Genomic DNA, 16,235 nt, shown 5'->3' with positions numbered 1-16,235 from the left:
AGACCGCGGCCGGGGGATTCGCTTGTGCGCAAAGAGAATTGACGGGGAATCAGGAAGCGTGCTGAACGATCTGCTGGGGGATGCCGCCCAGCGTGTGCCGCCACATCTGCGGCGCGGTGCTCTCCCGGTCCGGCCCGGAGAGCGCGGGAAGACCGTCGAGCAGGGCCAGGCCCAGCGGGGTCACCGTGTGCAGGACGGTGTTGCGGATGCGGCGGGTGGTGATCAGGCCGGTCTGGCGGAGCACCGTGGTGTGCTGGCTGGCACCGGCCGCCGAGATGCCCAGCCGGTCCGCGAGCTGGCTGGTCGTGCAGGTGGCCCGCAGCACGCGCAGGGCCGCGGCCCTGGTCTGGCCGACCAGCGCGCCCAGCGACTGGGCGCTGTCGTCCGGCTCGTCCCACAGGCTCGCCGCCCGCTGGACGTCCGGCGGCGCGGCGAACGCGAGCACCAGTTCGCCGGTCTCGGTGCGCTTGCCGGTGAGCTGGGCCGGGCGGTGGTTGAGGAACACCGAGGGGGTGAGCACCAGGCCGCGCCGGTCGAGGAAGACGTCCTCGTCGGGCCCGCCCGGAATCTCCAGGACCTGCGAACGCCACTTGACGCGCGGATGCAGGGTGGCCAGGAGCAGCCCCACACCGCCGGCCATCGCGACCCGGCCGCGCGCCTCGCACTCGACCTCCAGGTACGCCTCGATGTGGTCCCAGTACGGCGCGATCGCCGCCTGCCACACCTCCGAGAGGCCAGCGGCCTCACGGTAGGCGGACAACTGCGCGACCAGCGCGTCCGGCCCGGTCGGCTCGCCGTCGGTGTAGCCCTCGCCGCCGTTGTGCTCGATCAGCCGGAGCAGCACCTCGGGGTCGCTGACGATGCCGACGCCACCCGACCGCAGCTGCGGCCAGGACGGCAGCCTCTTGGCGACCTGCTTGCGCCAGCGTGCGTACGCCGGCACGACGCCCCGGCCGAGCAGCCCGTACGCGAAGGCCGTTTCGACGAGGGGACCGGCCGTCGTCCTCAGCCGGGTTTTGGCGATATCGGCAGCGGTGAAGTGAATTCTCTGCATGACAACTTCCCCCGTTGGTAAGCGCGTTCGCAAGAAATCCCGGACGGAACCGGTCAGGCGGACTGGCCGGTGAGCGTCACGAAGACGTCGTCCAGGGTCGGCCTGCGCAGCGCGAAGTCGACGACTTCCACGCCCTCCTGCCGCAGTGCGGTGGCGGCGTTCGCGATGCCGGTCATGCCGTCGCCGAGCGAGACGGAGACCAGGCGCCGTTCCGGGTCGACGGACGGTTCGTCCGCCGAGATCCGGCGCAGCGCGGTGACCGCGGCGGACACCTCGTCCGGGCGGGCCACCTCGACCTCCAGGCGCTCGTCGCCGACCTTGCGCTTGAGCTCGTCCGGGGTGCCCTCGGCGATGACCCTGCCCGTGTCGACGACGGCGATCCGGTCCGCGAGGGCGTCGGCCTCGTCCAGGTACTGCGTGGTCAGGAGCACGGTGACGCCGTCGGCCACGAGCTCGCGGACCGCGTTCCACAGCGCCATCCGGCTCACCGGGTCGAGCCCGGTGGTGGGCTCGTCGAGGAAGAGCACCGACGGCCTGGTGACCAGGCACACGGCCAGGTCCAGGCGCCGGCGCATGCCGCCCGAGTAGGTGTGGGCGGGGCGGTCCGCCGCATGGGTCAGATCGAACCGGGACAGCAGTTCGGTCGCGCGCCGGCGTGCCGCGCGCCCGCCAAGGTGCAGCAGCCGGCCGATGAGAACGAGGTTCTCGCGGCCGGTGAGGAGCTCGTCCACCGCCGCGTACTGGCCGGCCAGACCGATCCGCCGGCGCACCTCGTGCGGCTGGCGCACCACGTCGAACCCGGCCACCTCCGCGCGTCCCCCGTCCGGTTCGGCCAGGGTCGCCAGCATGCGCACCGTGGTCGTCTTGCCCGCCCCGTTGGGGCCGAGCAGGCCGAACACCGTGCCGCTGGGAACCGCGAGGTCGACGCCGCTGAGCGCTTCGTGCTGCTTGTACCGCTTGCGCAGTCCATCCGCCTGAATCGCCATGCTCATGCTTGTTCCTCCGGCCTGCGGGCGATGCGAGGGATGGTCAAGAACTCTGGGCGGCGGCCTCGCGCAGGCTGCGCGGGCGCATGTCGGTCCAGTGCTCCTCGACGAAGGCGAGGGCGGCGTCACGCGGGCCCTCGCCGAGAGCGACCTTCCAGCCGTCGGGCTGCTGGGCGAACGCGGGCCAAAGGGAGTGCTGGCCCTCGTCGTTCACCAATACGAGGAACGTTCCGTCCTGGTCATCAAAAGGATTCGACACGTCGCGAACTCCGGTATCCGAGTCGTATGAAGGCACGGGCCATCGGCCCGTGCCTTCATGTTCCCGGCGCCCGCTGACGCGCCCCTGACAGCCCCGCGAGCCGCTCAGTCCACGCTGCGCAGCAGGCTTTCGACCGATTTGATGCGGTCGTGGAGTTCGCCCAACTGCCCCTGGAGCACTTCCTGGTTGGCGACCGCCTCCTCGGCGAGGCGGCGGTACTCGGCCATGGCGACGGCGTCGGCGCGGTGGCGCTGCAGTCTGAAGTACGCGACCACACTCGCCGTAATGCCGCCGATGACGATCAGAACGATGGCAATGGCGATGACAGCGCCGGTCATGTGGGCTTCCCCTTAGGTTCGTTGAGTCCTCTTTACCCGTGGCCTCAAGGATCGTATCCAGGTTCGTAGGACAGTCGGTCCCGTGTCAGCCGGTTGTCAGCCGACGCCCCGGCCCGAACGCCGACAACCCGCCCTCGGCCTCGTCGAAGAGGCGCGGGGCGGGCTGTCGGCGGGGCCGGGTGCCGGGGATCAGGCGGCCGGCTCCGCGGTGAGCTTCACGGGCAGACCGCTGTAGCCGTAGACGAAGTTCGAGTAGAGGCGCTGCGGCGGACCCGTCAGCTCGATGCGGGCGACCCTGGTGCGCAGCGCCTCGACCATCGCGTTCACATGGACGCGGCCGAGGAAGGCGCCGAGGCAGAAGTGCGGGCCGTGCCCGAACGCGACGTGCTTGTTCGGGGTGCGCGCGATGTCGAAGGTGTACGGATCGGCGAAGACGTCCTCGTCGAAGTTGGCCGAGCTGTTCCACAGCGTCACCACGTCACCGGCCTTGACCACCTGGTCGCGGACCGGGACGTCGACCAGGGCGCGGCGTCCGAAGTGCATGGCGGGGGTGGTCCAGCGCATGACCTCCTCGGTGGCGCTGTCCGCTCCCACCTCGCCGCTCTTCAACCGCCTCCACTGCTCGGGGTGTTCGCTGAACGCGATGAGGCCGCCGATGGACGACATGCGGCTGGACTCGTCGCCGCCGAGGATGAGGCTGTAGCAGTTGAAGACGATCTCGTCCTCGGACAGCGGCCTTCCGTCGACGGTGGCCGTGGCCAGGGCGGAGATGACGTCCTCGCCCGGGCTGCGGCGGCGCTTGGCGGCGAGCTCGGAGAAGTACAGCAGGATCTCGTTGCGGGCCATCACCTCGTCGAGCGCGCTGTCCTCGGAGCTGTGCCGCGACAGCGTCTGGGTGTTCCACTCCACCAGGCGCTCGCGGTCGGCGGCCGGGATGTCCATCAGGTCGCCGATCGTGTTGATCGGGATGTGGTCGGCGACATCGGTGACGAAGTCCAACTCGCCTTGTTCCAGGGACAGTTCGACGAGCTCGCGGGTGCGCCGGTGGATGCCGGCCACCACGGGTTCCAGGACCCGCGGCGAGAACGACTTGAGCATCAGGTTGCGGATCTCGCGGTGCCGCGGCCCGTCGGTGACGGCCAGCATCTTGCGCGACGCCGAGTCCTCGCCCTGCAACAGCGTCACCAGGACGTTGCCGCGCTCGGAGGTGAACTCCTTGTTGTTGCGGTAGATGTCCACCACGTCGGCGTACTTGGTGATCGCCCAGAACCCGGGCATCGGGCTGCCGCTCACCGGCTGCCAGTGGACCGGGCTCTCCTCGCGGAACCGGCGCCACATGGCGTGCGGGTCTACATCGAGGAAGGTCTGTGGGTCGGTGAGGTCGACGGTGCCCGGATCCGGTACGCCGCGCCGCTCCTGAGCGGTGGTCATGGTCATGGGGTACTCCTTTCGGGCTTGAGGTCAGGAACCGGCGGTGCGGTAGCGGCGCAGGCTCACGGTGAAGCAGAGCGCGAACAGCACGCTCAGCGTCACGGCGATCACCACCCCGGGGTGCTGGCCGGGAAAGCTGTCACTGGTCGCGGCGGGATTGCCCCACAGGTCGCGGCAGGACGCGATGACGGCGCTGATCGGGTTCCACTCGGCGAGCGGGCGGACCAGGGACGGCATGGAGGCGGGGGAGAGGAAGGCGCTGGACACGAAGGGCAGCACGATCACGATGAAGGGCGTCCAGACGTTGATCGTCTCCACGTTGCCGAGCGTCATCGCGAACAGCACCCCGAGCCACAGCATCACGTACGTCAGGAGCACGATCAGGCCGAACCCGGCCAGGACCGACAGGGCGTCCGTGTGCGGGCGCCAGCCGAGGACGAGGCCCGCCCCGGTGACGACGACCAGGCCGAGCAGGCCCACGAGCAGGTCCGCGAAGGTGTGCGCGAAGAGCACCGCGGACCGGCTGATGGGCAGCGACCGGAACCGGTCGACGAGCCCGCCCTGGAGGTCCATCGCCACCGACACGGCGGTCGGCCCGACGCAGGCGAGCGCCACCTGGACCGCGCCGCCCGCGAAGACGTACTCGCCGTAGTCCCCGCCCGCCGGAAGCGTGATGGCGTCACGGAACAGGTAGCCGACCATGACCATCGACACCAGCGGGCTCATCGCCACGCCGAGCACCCGGCCCGGCGCCCGGCGCAGGTGGAGCAGGCGCCGGCCGGTGATCGCGAACAGTTCGATGAGGGCCGAGCGAAGACCGCCCGGGGCGCTCGGCAGACCCGTGTCCAGGGCCGTGGCATTCGTCATGGCGGTCATCGCTGGGCACGCCCGTCCTGGTCGCGGTGCAGCCGGTCGAGCTCGGCGGCGAGGTCCGGGCCGATCTCTTCCAGCGGGCCGGGGTTGAGCAGGTCGTCGTGGTTGGAGTCGATGACGTGGACGTCGAGCGGGCCGCTGAAGTACGGCTTCCAGCACCGGGCCGGGTCGGTCCCGCTCGCGGCCTCCTCCGACTGCCCGGCGACGTAGAGCCGCATGGTCCCGTCGTAGTCCCGTGGTGTCCAACGGGCGTGCAGTACTTGGTGGTTGGCCATCAGGTCGACCATGCGTGCCATGCGTTCCTCACCCATCTGGGCCAGCGGGCTGTTGTCGCGCCGCAGCGTGTCGATGATGTCGCCGACGCCCAGCGGCCGTTCGCCGAACTCCGAGCGGTCGTGCCCGATGCCCTCCAACAGCCAGGCGAGCATGGCCTGTTGGTCCGGAAGCTCTTGGGCCTCGGTCTCCTCGGTGCGCGGGTAGGAGTCCAGGTTGGCGAGCAGGCCGACCTCCTCACCCGCCGCGCGCAGCTGGACGGCGATCTCGTAGGCGAGCAGCCCGCCGAGCGACCAGCCGAGCAGGTGGTAGGGCCCCTCGGGCCGCACCTTCTTGATCAGTCGGATGTACTCGGCCGCGGTCTCCTCGATGCTCGTGGGCAGCGGCGCGCCCTCGACGACGTAGGGGGCCTGGATGCCGTAGACGGGGCGCTCGGCGCCGAGGTGGCGGATGAGCGGCATGTACGACAGGGCGAACCCGACGCCGCTGTGCAGGCAGAACACCGGTGGGCGGCTGCCCGTCGGCTTCATGCACAGGAGCGGGCTGTACGGGTCGGCGAAGTCCAGGCCGCCGGCCTCGTCGATGGCGTCCGCCAGGATCTGCGTGCTCTGCCGGCGGGCGGGTCCGGCGGGTCCGGCCTCCCGGGCGACGGCCGCCAGGGCCCGGACCGTCTGGTGCTCGAAGACGTCCGCGATGCTGAATTCGAGCCCGGCCTTGCGGGCCAGGGCCACCAGGCGCAGCGACTTCATGCTGGTCATCGACGTCTCGAAGAAGTTCTCCTCGACGTCGAACCCGTCCCGGCCCAGGATCGAGGCGACGATCGCGCAGAGCGTCGCCTCGACGGGAGTCGGCGGAGCCGACTCCGGGCGTACGGACGTCTCCTCGGGCTCTTCGGTCACTGGCGCCGCGCCGGGGGCGAGCAGGTTCCCCGCCGCGTCCCACTTGGCGCGCTCGCCGGTACGCAGCAGCCGGGAGCCGGCTGGGCCGTACGGGTCGGCCACGAACAGCTCGGCGGTCGGGCGGGCGAGGCCCGCGAACCCACGGGGAAGGGCTGCGCCCGCGACGTACAACTCGCCGACCACACCCGGCGGAACGGGCGCGAGCCACTCGTCGAGGACGTAGACCCGCGTGTTCCACACCGCCCTGCCCGGCGTGTACGTGCGAGGGGTCGCCCAGTCCTGCGGCAGCGGCTCGGCGGCCGGCACCCCGGCTCCGGAGAGCAGCGGCCCGAACAGGCCGGTCTCCGCGAGATTCCCGGACGCGAGCGCCCAGACGAGATGGTTCGCGGCCGCCCGGTGTTCGACGACGGTGCCGCGGGGGCGGCCCGTCGCGTCGTCCGCGCGGATGACATAGGCGGCGTGGCCGGGCCGCAGCGGGGCGGTCCGGGCCGCGTCGGTGACCGGCTCGGTCGAACCGCCGTGCAGCTCGGGGCCGTCGAGCAGCACCGTGTTCACGCCCGTGCTGCGCACCCTGCTGACCAGGCCCGCCGTCGTCAGGACGCACAGCGGGTCGGTGTCGGCGAACAGCGCCTTGACGCGGGCGACCGGCTCGTCCGCGGCGACCGGCACATACGCCGCCCCGGACTTCAGCACCGCGAGCACCGCGATCGTCCGGTCCGCGGCGCGCGGCACCGCGAGGGCCACGACCCGGTCGGGACCGGCGCCCTCCGCGATCAGGCGGCGCGCCAACCGGTTGGAGAGGGCGTCGAGTCGGGCGTACGTGAGGGCCTTGGCCCCGGTTCCGGCGGCGGGTGCGTCCGGGGTCTGCGCCACCCGCTCGGCGAACAGGTCGACCAGCGTCGCCGCGGGCAGCTCGTGCGCGGTGTCGTTCCAGCCGTGCAGCACCCGCTCGCGCTCGTCGCCGGTGAGCAGATCGAGGCTGCTCAGGCGCAGCTCGGGATCGGCGGCCACCGCCTGGAGCACCCGCTGGAACTGCTCGGCCAGGCGCTCGGCGGTGGCCCGCGTGAACAGGTCGGTGCTGAAGCTGAGCAGCCCCCGGATGCCGCCCCCGCCGGGCCACGGAAGCAGCTCCAGCATCAGGTCGAGCTTGGCCCGGTCGGAGCCCACGTACTCGGGCTGGACGGTGAGGCCGGGCATCTCAAGCGGTAGGTTGCCCTGGTTCTGCACGCTCAGCATTACCTGGAACAGCGGGTGCAGGCCCCGCGAGCGGGCCGGCCTGAGCGCCTCCACCACCTGGTCGAAGGGGATGTCCTGGTGGGAGTAGGCCGCCAGGTTGGTCTCCCGGATCCGCTCCAGGAGCTCGCGGAACGTCGGGTCGCCGCTGGTGTCGCCGCGCAGCACCAGGGAGTTGATGAACATGCCGACCAGGTCGCTCAGCGCCTCGTCGGTGCGGCCGGCGATGGGGGAGCCGACGGGGATGTCGGTGCCCGCGCCGAGCCGGGTCAGCAGGGCGCACAGCGCGGCCTGGAAGACGATGAACTCGGTGGTGCCGGTCCCGCGGGCCAGCTCGATCAGGCTGGTGTGCAGGCCGGACTCCAGCTCGAACATCACCATGTCGCCCGAGGACGTGCCCGCGTCGGGGCGCGGGAAGTCGGTGGGCAGCGGCAGCTCCTCCGGCGCGCCCGCGAGCGCGTCCCGCCAGAAGGCGACCTGCTCGGCGGCCAGGCTGTCGGGGTCGTCCGCCGAGCCGAGCAGCTCGCGCTGCCAGCCGGCGAAGTCGGAGTACTGCACCGGCAGCGGGGCCCGGTTCGCCGCCCGCCCGTCGCAGCGGGCCCGGTAGGAGGCGGCCAGGTCGGTCAGCATGGGCGCGATCGACCAGCCGTCGAAGGCGATGTGGTGGAAGACGAGCACCAGCACCCACTCGTCGACGCCGACCGCGAAGAGCCGTGCCCGCAGCGGAGGTTCGGACCGCAGGTCGAAGCCCTGGTCGCCCTCGGCGACGAGTGCGGCCTCCAGCTTCGCCGCCGACACCGTACGGGTCCGCAGCACCGGCCCGCCCGTCGCGGCATCGAGCACCCGCACCGACGGCACCCCGTCGGTCTCCGGCAGTACCGTCCGCAAAACTTCGTGGCGCTCGGCCAGATCGGTCAACGCCCCTTGCAGAGCAACCTCGTTGAGGCTTCCGGTGAGCCGGAAGGCCATCGGGGTGTTGTACGTGCCGTCGGCCTTCTCCTGGCTCCGGTTGATGAACCACTGCTGCTGCTGGGCGAACGACAGCTGCGGCGGCGCGTCCTTCGGCGCCGGGGCCAGTGCGGGCCTGGCCCGGTCGGCCGCCGCGACGTGACCGGCGAGCGCGGCCACCGTCCGCGCCTCGAAGAGCGCGCGGATCGGAAGCTCCACCCCAAGGGCGGTACGGGCCCGGCTGACCAGGCGCGTCGCGAGCAGCGAGTGGCCGCCGATCTCGAAGAAGTCGTCGTCGATGGAGACCTGGGCCACCCCGAGGATGTCCGCGAACAGGCCGCAGAGGATCTCCTCGGCCGGGGTGCGCGGCGCCCGCCCCTTCAGGGTGTGCCCGAGATCCGGCGCGGGCAGTGCCTTGCGGTCGAGCTTGCCCTGCGCGGTGAGCGGCAGCGCGTCGAGCGCGACGACGGCGGAGGGCACCATGTACTCGGGCATCGACCGGCCGAGCTGCTCGCGCAGGCCGTCGGCGACCGCGGGCTCGGACGCCACGACGTACGCCACCAGACGGCGGTCGCCGTCCTCGCTCTCGGACACGATCACGGCGGCCTGCTCCACGCCCGCCTGTGCGAGCAACGCGGCCGAGATCTCGCCGAGTTCGATACGGAACCCGCGCAGCTGCACCTGGTCGTCGGCGCGGCCGATGTAGTCCAGCTGGCCGTCCGGCAGCCACCGCACCAGGTCGCCGGTGCGGTACATCCGGGCGCCCGCCGGACCGTAGGGGTCGGCCACGAAGCGCTGGGCGGTCAGGTCCGGGCGGCCGAGGTAGCCGCGGGCCAGGCCGCCGCCGACGTACAGCTCGCCGACCACGCCGCGCGGCGTGGGCCGCAGGTGGTGGTCGAGGACGTAGGTGCGGTGCGCGTTGGTGGGGCGGCCGATCGGCGGGCGGCCCGCGTCGGTGAGCGGACCGCCGACGGTGGAGCTCACCACGGCCTCGGTCGGGCCGTATCCGTTGTAGAGCCGCACGGCCGAGGACCAGCGCTCGACGACGCTCGCCGGGACGGCCTCGCCGGCCACCGCCAGGCGCAGGTCGGCGGGGAGCGTGCTGCCCTCGGGCAGGCCGCCGACCACGACGGGCGGCAGTCCGGCCAGGTTGACCCGGGCGTTGTTGATCAGGTCGACCAGGGGCTGCCCCGGCGCCCGGCACTCCTCGTCCGCGATGACCAGCGTGCCGCCGGTGAGCAGCGCGAGCGTGATCTCCCAGACGGACGCGTCGAAGCTGAACGACGCGAACTGGAGCACCCGGGTGTCGTCGTCGAGGCCGAAGCGCTCGACGAGGCTGTCCACCATCGAAAGCAATCCGGTGTGGGCCACCACGACACCCTTGGGCCGGCCCGTGGAGCCGGAGGTGTAGATGACGTACGCCGGATGCTCCGGACGCAGCGGGGCGGTGCGGTCGGCGTCGGTGAGGTCCGAGCCGGGCAGGGCGGCCAGGTGCTCCACGGTTTCAGGCGCGTTCAGGACCAGAGGGCCTGTCTCCAACTCCGTTATGCCATCGAGTCGTTGACCGGTCGCGGCGTCGGTGATGACCGCCGTCGGGCGGGCGTCCGCCAGCATGTAGGAGATGCGGTCGACGGGGTACGCCGAGTCCACCGGCAGGTACGCGGCACCGGCCTTCAGGACCGCGAGCGCCGCCACGACCACCTCGGGGGAGCGCGGCAGCATCACCGCGACGGTCTGCTCGGGGCCGATGCCGCGCTCGACGAGAAGGCGGGCCAACCGGTTGGCGCGGGCGTCGAGTTCGGCGTAGTCCACTTCCTCGGTGCCGAAGACGACCGCCGTCTTGCCCGGGGTGCGGGCGGCGCGGGCCTCGAAGACCTCGGTGGTGAGCTCGCCGGACGCCGCCTTCGCGCTGCCCGCGCCGGACCAGTCGCCGAGCAGCTGGGCGCGCTCGTCGTCGCCGAGCGCGTCGAGGCGGCCGAGCGAGGTGCCGGGTGCCGCGGCCAGCCGCTCCAGTACGCGCACGAAGCGGCGCAGGATCTCGTCGACCTCGCCCGGCGTGAAGATGTCGGGCCGGTACTGCGCCTCAAGACGCATCCGGTCGCCCGGGAACACGTTGAGCGCGAAGGGGTATTCGGCGATGACCCGGGCCTCCCAGGCGCGCATGCTCAGCCCGGGGACGTGCTCGCCGATGCGGTCCAGGACGCCGGTCGGGTAGTTGTGGAAGGAGACCACGGTGTCGAAGAGCTCGCCGATCCCGGCGCCCTGCTGGACCTCGGCGAGGCCCAGGTGGTGGTGCGGCTCCAGGTCGAGCTGACGCTCCTGGAGCGTGGCCAGCATCTCCTCGAAGCTCAGCGCGGGGGCGAGCGCGACGCGCACCGGCAGGGTGCTGAGGAAGGAGCCGACGGTCCCCTCGATGCCGGGGACCTCCTCGGCCCGGCCCGAGACGACCGCGCCGAACGTCACGTCCCGGCGGCCGGTCAGCCGGCCGAGCGCGAGCGCCCAGGCGCCCTGCATGACGGTGCTCGTCGTCAGGCCGCGCGAGGTCGCCCAGGACGTGACCGCCCCGGTCAGCGCCTCGGGCAGCTCCAGGTCGAGTGAGCCGGGAAGGACCGAGACGCGCGGCCGGTCGGCCGGGCCGAGCCGGGTGGGCTCGTCGATGCCGGCCAGCTCCTTCTGCCAGGCCTCACGCGCGGCCGCCTTGTCCTGCGCGGCCGACCACTCCAGGTAGCCGCGCAGCGGGACGACAGGCGCGAGCGCCGAGGTGTCACCGCCGTTGGACCACAGGGTGACCAGCTCTTCGGCGAGGACCGCCGACAGCGACCAGCCGTCCACCAGCATGTGGTGCGCGGTCCACACCACGCGGTGCCGGTCGTCGGAGACCCGGTAGACGGTGAACCGGGTCAGCGGCGCGCGGGTGACGTCGAACCGGTCGAGCCACTCCGCCTCGGTCCGCCGCCGGACCTCCGCGTCGGCCTCGGCCTCCGTGCGGCCCTCGGCGAACTCCCGGAGGTCCACCTCGGCCCACGTCAACTCAACGTCGGACGACACCAGTTGGACCGGATCACCCGCGTCGCGCTCGCGGAAGCAGGCCCGCAGGCTCGGATTGCGGTCGAGCAGCGCCGTCGCCGCCGCGCGCAGCCGGTCGCGGTCGAGCGGCCCGTCCACGTCCATCGTCACCTGGAGCGTGTACGCGTCCATGCCCTGCTGGTCGAACTCGGCCTGGAAGAGCAGGCCGCGCTGGAGCGGAGAGAGCGGCAGGATGTCGACGAGCCCCGGGATGTCGCGCTCGTACGCCTCGATCTCCGCCTGGGTGATCGTCACCAGCGGGAAGTCGGACGGGGTGCGCCCGCCGGCTCCGGGCCGCTCGGCGTGTGCGGCGAGCGCCTCAAGGGCGCGGAACCAGTCGGCGGCGAGCGCCCGGACGTCGGCCTCCGCGAGGAGTTCACCCGCCCAGACCCACTCGGCGACGAGCACCGGGCCCTCGGCGCGGTCCTCTGTCGTCGCGATCAGTTCCAGGGCGTGCCGCAGCGGGGTCTCGGGCGCGGCCGTGAGGCCGAACGCCCCGGCCTGCATCGACCAGTCGCCGGCCGCGTGGTCGGTGGCGAACCGGCCCAGGTAGTTGAAGCCGATCCGGGGGGTGGCCGAGCGGGCCAGGACGGCGGCGGTCTGCGGGTTGAGGTGGCGAAGGAGCCCGTATCCGATGCCGTGGTCCGGCAAAGCCCGCAGGCTCTCCTTGACGCGCTTGAGTGCGGTGCCGCAGGACGCGCCGCCGTTCCAGACCTGGTCCCAGTCCGGCTCGCCGACATCGAGGCCGACGGGGAAGACGCTGGTGAACCAGCCGACCGTACGGGACGTGTCCAGGCCCTCGGCGAGCTGCTCGCGGCCGTGGCCCTCCAGCTCGACCAGGGCGCGCGATCCCGTGCCCCGGTTGGCGAGCGCCAGCGCGAAGCCGGTCAGCAGCACCTCGTTGACCTCGGCGTGGAAGGCCGCGGGCACGCGGCCGAGCACGGCGGCGGTCTGCTCGGCGGGCAGTTCGAACCGCAGGCGGCCGGCCGTGGCGTACACGTCGCGGGCCGGGTCGAGCGGCCGGTCGCCGAGCTCGATCGACTCGCCGCCCAACTGCTCGGCCCACAGCGGGAGTTCGGCCGCACGGTGCGGGGTGCGGGCCTGCTCGGACAGGGTCTTCGCCCAGCGCCGGAAGGAGGTGCCCACCGGGGCCGGATCCGTGCCGTTCCAGGCCGCTTCCAGGTCGGGCAGCAGGATCCGCCACGAGACGCCGTCCACGGCGAGGTGATGGATCACGAGGAGGAGGCGGTCCTCGTCGACGATCACGGCCTGGACGAGCAGGCCGTCCGTCGGGCAGAGCCGCGCCCCGGCCGCCGCGATCTGCTCGGCGAGCACCGCGTCGCGGTCCGCGCCGGTCCCGGACCCGGCCTTGCTGAGTACGTCGGAGACGGAGATCGCACCCTGGGGCAGCGTCTCCAGGGACCACAGGCCCGGCACCGGCTCCGTGAGCTTGGTGCGCAGCGCGTCGTGCCGGTCGAGGACGGCCTGCAGAGCGCGCTCCAGGCGGGCCGGGTCGGCGTGCGCGGCCGCGGGCAGAGCGACCGTGACGTACTGGGCGAAGGCCGCGCCCGCGGTGGGGTGCGCGGCCAGGTCCTCCCTCAACTGGTCTACGACCGGGGTGAGTTCGAGCTCGCCGATGCCGTCCGCCGCCAGCTCCGCGGCGGCGTCCGCCGTCCCGTCCACCCGCTTGGCCACCGCGGCGATCGCTGCCGCCGTGCGGTGCTGGAAGACGTCGCGGGAGGTGACGACGAGACCGGCGGCGCGGGCCCGGCCCACCACCTGGATGGCGCTGATGCTGTCGCCGCCCAGTGCGAAGAAGTTGTCGTCGACGCCGATGCCGGGCACCCCGAGCACCTCGGCGAGCACCGCGCAGAGGGTCTCCTCCTGCGGGGTGCGGGCCGCGCGGCCGGTGGCCGTGACCGCGAACTCGGGGGTGGGCAGCGCCTTGCGGTCCACCTTGCCGTGCGCGGTGAGCGGCATCCGCTCCAGGGGCAACAGTACGGCGGGCACCATCTGCTCGGGCAGCGCCGCCGAAAGGCGTTCGCGCAGGCCGACCGGGTCGCAGCTGCCGGACTCCGGCACCACGTAGCCGATCAGGCGCTGGTTGCCCGCCGGGTCGGCGACGGCGGCGGCCACCGCGTCCGCGACGCCGGGCAGGTCGCGCAGCGCGGCTTCGACCTCGCCGAGCTCGATGCGCTGGCCGCGGATCTTGACCTGGTGGTCGCGGCGGCCGGTGAAGACGAGCTGCCCGTCGGCGAGCAGCACCACCTGGTCGCCGGTGCGGTACATGCGGGAGCCGTCGCCCGCGAACGGGTCGGGCACGAAGGTGGCGGCCGTGCGCGCCGGGTCGCCGAGGTAGCCGCGGCCCACGCCCGCGCCCGCGATGTGCAGTTCGCCGGGCACGCCGCGCGGCACCGGCCGCAGGTCGTCGCCCAGGACGTACAGACGGGTGTCGCGCAGCGGCCGGCCGATCGGCATGGAGGCGCCGGTCACCTCGGCCGCGGAGCGGGCGTACCCGTGGGTGACGTCGTCCGAGCACTCGGTGGGGCCGTACACGTTGGCCAGCGCGATGCCGGGGTGGCGGGCGAACCAGCGGGCGCACAGCTCGGTCGGCAGCGCCTCGCCGTTGGAGATCATCCAGCGCAGCGCGGACAGCTCGGGGCCGCCGCCCGCCGCGTCCCACACGTCGAGCGTGGCGCGCAGCAGGGAGGGCACGACTTCGAGGACGGTGAGCCGCTCGGCCGCGATGACGCCGAACAGGGCCTCCGGATCGGCGGCTTCGGCCCGGGCGATCGCGCGGATGCGGCCGCCGACGAGGAGCGTGGTGAGCGACTGCCAGACGGACACGTCGAAGGTGACGGGCGCGTTGTGTACGAGCGCGTCGGTGTCGGTGAGCGACAGCTCCTCCACCTTGGCGAGCAGGTGGTTGACCATGCCGCCGCGCTGCACCATCGCGCCCTTGGGCTTGCCGGTGGAGCCCGAGGTGTAGATCACGTAGGCCAGGTCGAGGGGGCCGCCGACGACGGGCGCGAGGTCGCCGGCGTCGTCCCGCGCGCCGTCCAGCACGTGCACGGGAAGCGCGCCCGCCGCGCGTTCGGCGAGGGCGCGGTGCGTGGTGTCGGCCAGGATCTGGACCGCCCCGCTGTCCTTCAACAGGGAGGTCAGGCGACTCAGCGGCGCGCGCGGGTCGAGTGGCAGGAAGGCGCCGCCGGCCCCGAGCACGGCGAGCTCGGCGGTCACGAAGTCCCGCCCGGGCTCGGTCAGTACGGCCACCGGCCCGTCGACCGCCACCCGCCGGGACGCGGCGCTGGCCCGTCCGACGAGCTCGGCGTACGTCAGGCTTCCGCCGTCGTCGGTGACCGCCACCGCGTCCGGCCGCTCGGCGGCGTGCGCCCGCACCCGCTCCACGACACCCAGATACGGCTCCTGGCCGCACGGGCCGGTCAGGGCGGCGGCCAGTTCGGCCGCCTCGTCGGGCGAGAACAGGTCCAGGGCGCTCAGCGGTTCGTCCGCGCCCGCGTCCAGGAAGCGGTCGAGGAAGGCGACGAACCGGGCCAGGTGGCCGCGTACGTCCTCCGGGGAGTAGCGGGCCTCGTTGCCGCTGAGGTCGACGCCGATCCCGTCGGCGCCCTTGTCGGCGACGGTGAACTCCAGGTCGTCGACGAGCCCCGTGGAGGGGCTGCAGATCGTCGCCGCGCAAGGCCCGATGCTCAACTCCTCGACCTGCGGCATCATGTTGATGAACGGGCCGAACGGCCTGCGGTCGTCGCTCGGCAGCCCCATCGCACGCCGGATCCTGCTGACCCGGTAGCGCTGGTGCTTGAGCCCCTGCGAGAACGCCTTGTACGTGGTGGCGAGGAGCTCGCCTCGGGTCATGCCGGGCCGCAGGGAGAGCCGCAGCGGCAGGTAGTTGACCACCATGCCGGGGATGTACTGCATGGTGCCGCCCACCCGCGCTGTCACGGGCAGCGAAAGCAGCACGTCGTCGGTGCCGGCCAGGCGTCCGGAGTACGAGCCGAGGGCCGCGACCAGGACGGTCTGCCAGGTCACCCGGGCGTCCCAGCCCACCGAGCGCAGTCGCTCGGCGATCGACTCCTCAAGCACGGTCGCCTCGCGCAGGAAGGTCTGGGCCGGCTCCGCGTCGCGGGTGGCGAGGCTGAGCGGCTCGGGCCGGTCGGCGAGCTCCTTCTCCCAGTAGGCCCGGTCGCGTTCCATGCGCGGCGAGTCCGCGTAGGCCGCCTCGGCCTCGATCAAGGTGCTGAGCGGCGGGAAGCGGTTCTCGTCCAGGGAGGTGCCCGCGAGCAGCGCCTCGTAGATCGCGGAGAGCCGCTGCCAGTAGATGACGTAGCTGAACCCGTCCGAGACGAGGTGGTGGTTGAGCAGGCAGAAGAAGGTGCGGTCACCGCCGAGGGTGAACACGCTCAGCCGGAACAGCGGCACGTGCGGGACGGCGGTCACGGGCAGGGGGACCCGCAGATCGGCGTGGATCGCCGCGAGCGCCGCCGCGGCCGGGTCGTCGGCGCCGCTGACGTCGGTGACCGTCAGCGGCAGCTCGGCCACCGGCTCGACGAACTGCCAGGGCTCGCCGTCCACTTCGGCGAACCGGGCCCGCAGGCACTCGGACTCCTCCACCAAGCGCGCGAGCGCGGCCCGGAACACGCGCTGGTCCAGCGGTCCGCGGATGTCCCAGTAGATGGCGGTGTTGTACGTCGCGCCTCCGCCGGAGAGCTTCTCGTCGAACCAGATGTCCTTCTGGCCAGCCGTGAGGGGCAGGCCGCCCGTCTGAACGTCAGTCATAGCAATCCCCTAGCGAAGGTCACCGAGTGCACAGCGTCGATCATCGAGAAAGCCGCTGACAGCGGGCTGACTCTCAAC

Annotated in this window: 7 protein-coding genes; all 7 read right to left on the bottom strand. The window is 72.6% G+C overall.

What is annotated here, in order from left to right; translation table 11 throughout:
- Positions 1–49: 49 nt before the first annotated feature.
- The 7 genes from ADK54_RS36065 to ADK54_RS36035 all read right to left on the bottom strand — a co-directional run bounded on the left by ADK54_RS36065 (position 50) and on the right by ADK54_RS36035 (position 16,157).
- Positions 50–1,054: an ArsR/SmtB family transcription factor gene (locus tag ADK54_RS36065; protein ID WP_053730015.1), complete on the bottom strand. Its 1,005-nt coding sequence runs from the start codon at positions 1,052–1,054 to the stop codon at positions 50–52.
- Positions 1,055–1,107: 53 nt separating this feature from the next.
- Positions 1,108–2,046, bottom strand: coding sequence for an ATP-binding cassette domain-containing protein (locus ADK54_RS36060; protein WP_053730014.1), 939 nt, complete (start codon positions 2,044–2,046; stop codon positions 1,108–1,110).
- Positions 2,047–2,083: 37 nt separating this feature from the next.
- Positions 2,084–2,299 (bottom strand): MbtH family protein, encoded by a 216-nt coding sequence (locus ADK54_RS36055; RefSeq protein WP_053730013.1) that lies wholly within the window; start codon positions 2,297–2,299, stop codon positions 2,084–2,086.
- A gap of 104 nt (positions 2,300–2,403) precedes the next feature.
- Complete coding sequence (locus ADK54_RS36050; protein WP_053730012.1) at positions 2,404–2,637, bottom strand: hypothetical protein; 234 nt, start codon at positions 2,635–2,637, stop codon at positions 2,404–2,406.
- A 189-nt stretch (positions 2,638–2,826) separates the two neighbouring features.
- A complete protein-coding gene (locus ADK54_RS36045) occupies positions 2,827–4,074 on the bottom strand; it encodes a cytochrome P450 (protein ID WP_053730011.1) in 1,248 nt (415 codons plus the stop codon).
- Between the two features lie 24 nt (positions 4,075–4,098).
- A complete protein-coding gene (locus ADK54_RS36040) occupies positions 4,099–4,935 on the bottom strand; it encodes an ABC transporter permease (protein ID WP_063802124.1) in 837 nt (278 codons plus the stop codon).
- Between the two features lie 5 nt (positions 4,936–4,940).
- Entirely contained in the window at positions 4,941–16,157 is an 11,217-nt protein-coding gene (locus ADK54_RS36035) for an amino acid adenylation domain-containing protein (protein ID WP_053730010.1), read from the bottom strand.
- Positions 16,158–16,235: the final 78 nt, after the last annotated feature.

Origin of the sequence: Streptomyces sp. WM6378, from assembly GCF_001279695.1 — a bacterium.
Lineage (GTDB): Bacteria > Actinomycetota > Actinomycetes > Streptomycetales > Streptomycetaceae > Streptomyces.
The sequence above is the reverse complement of the archived record's forward strand: the minus strand, read 5'-3'. Positions and strand labels throughout refer to the sequence as shown.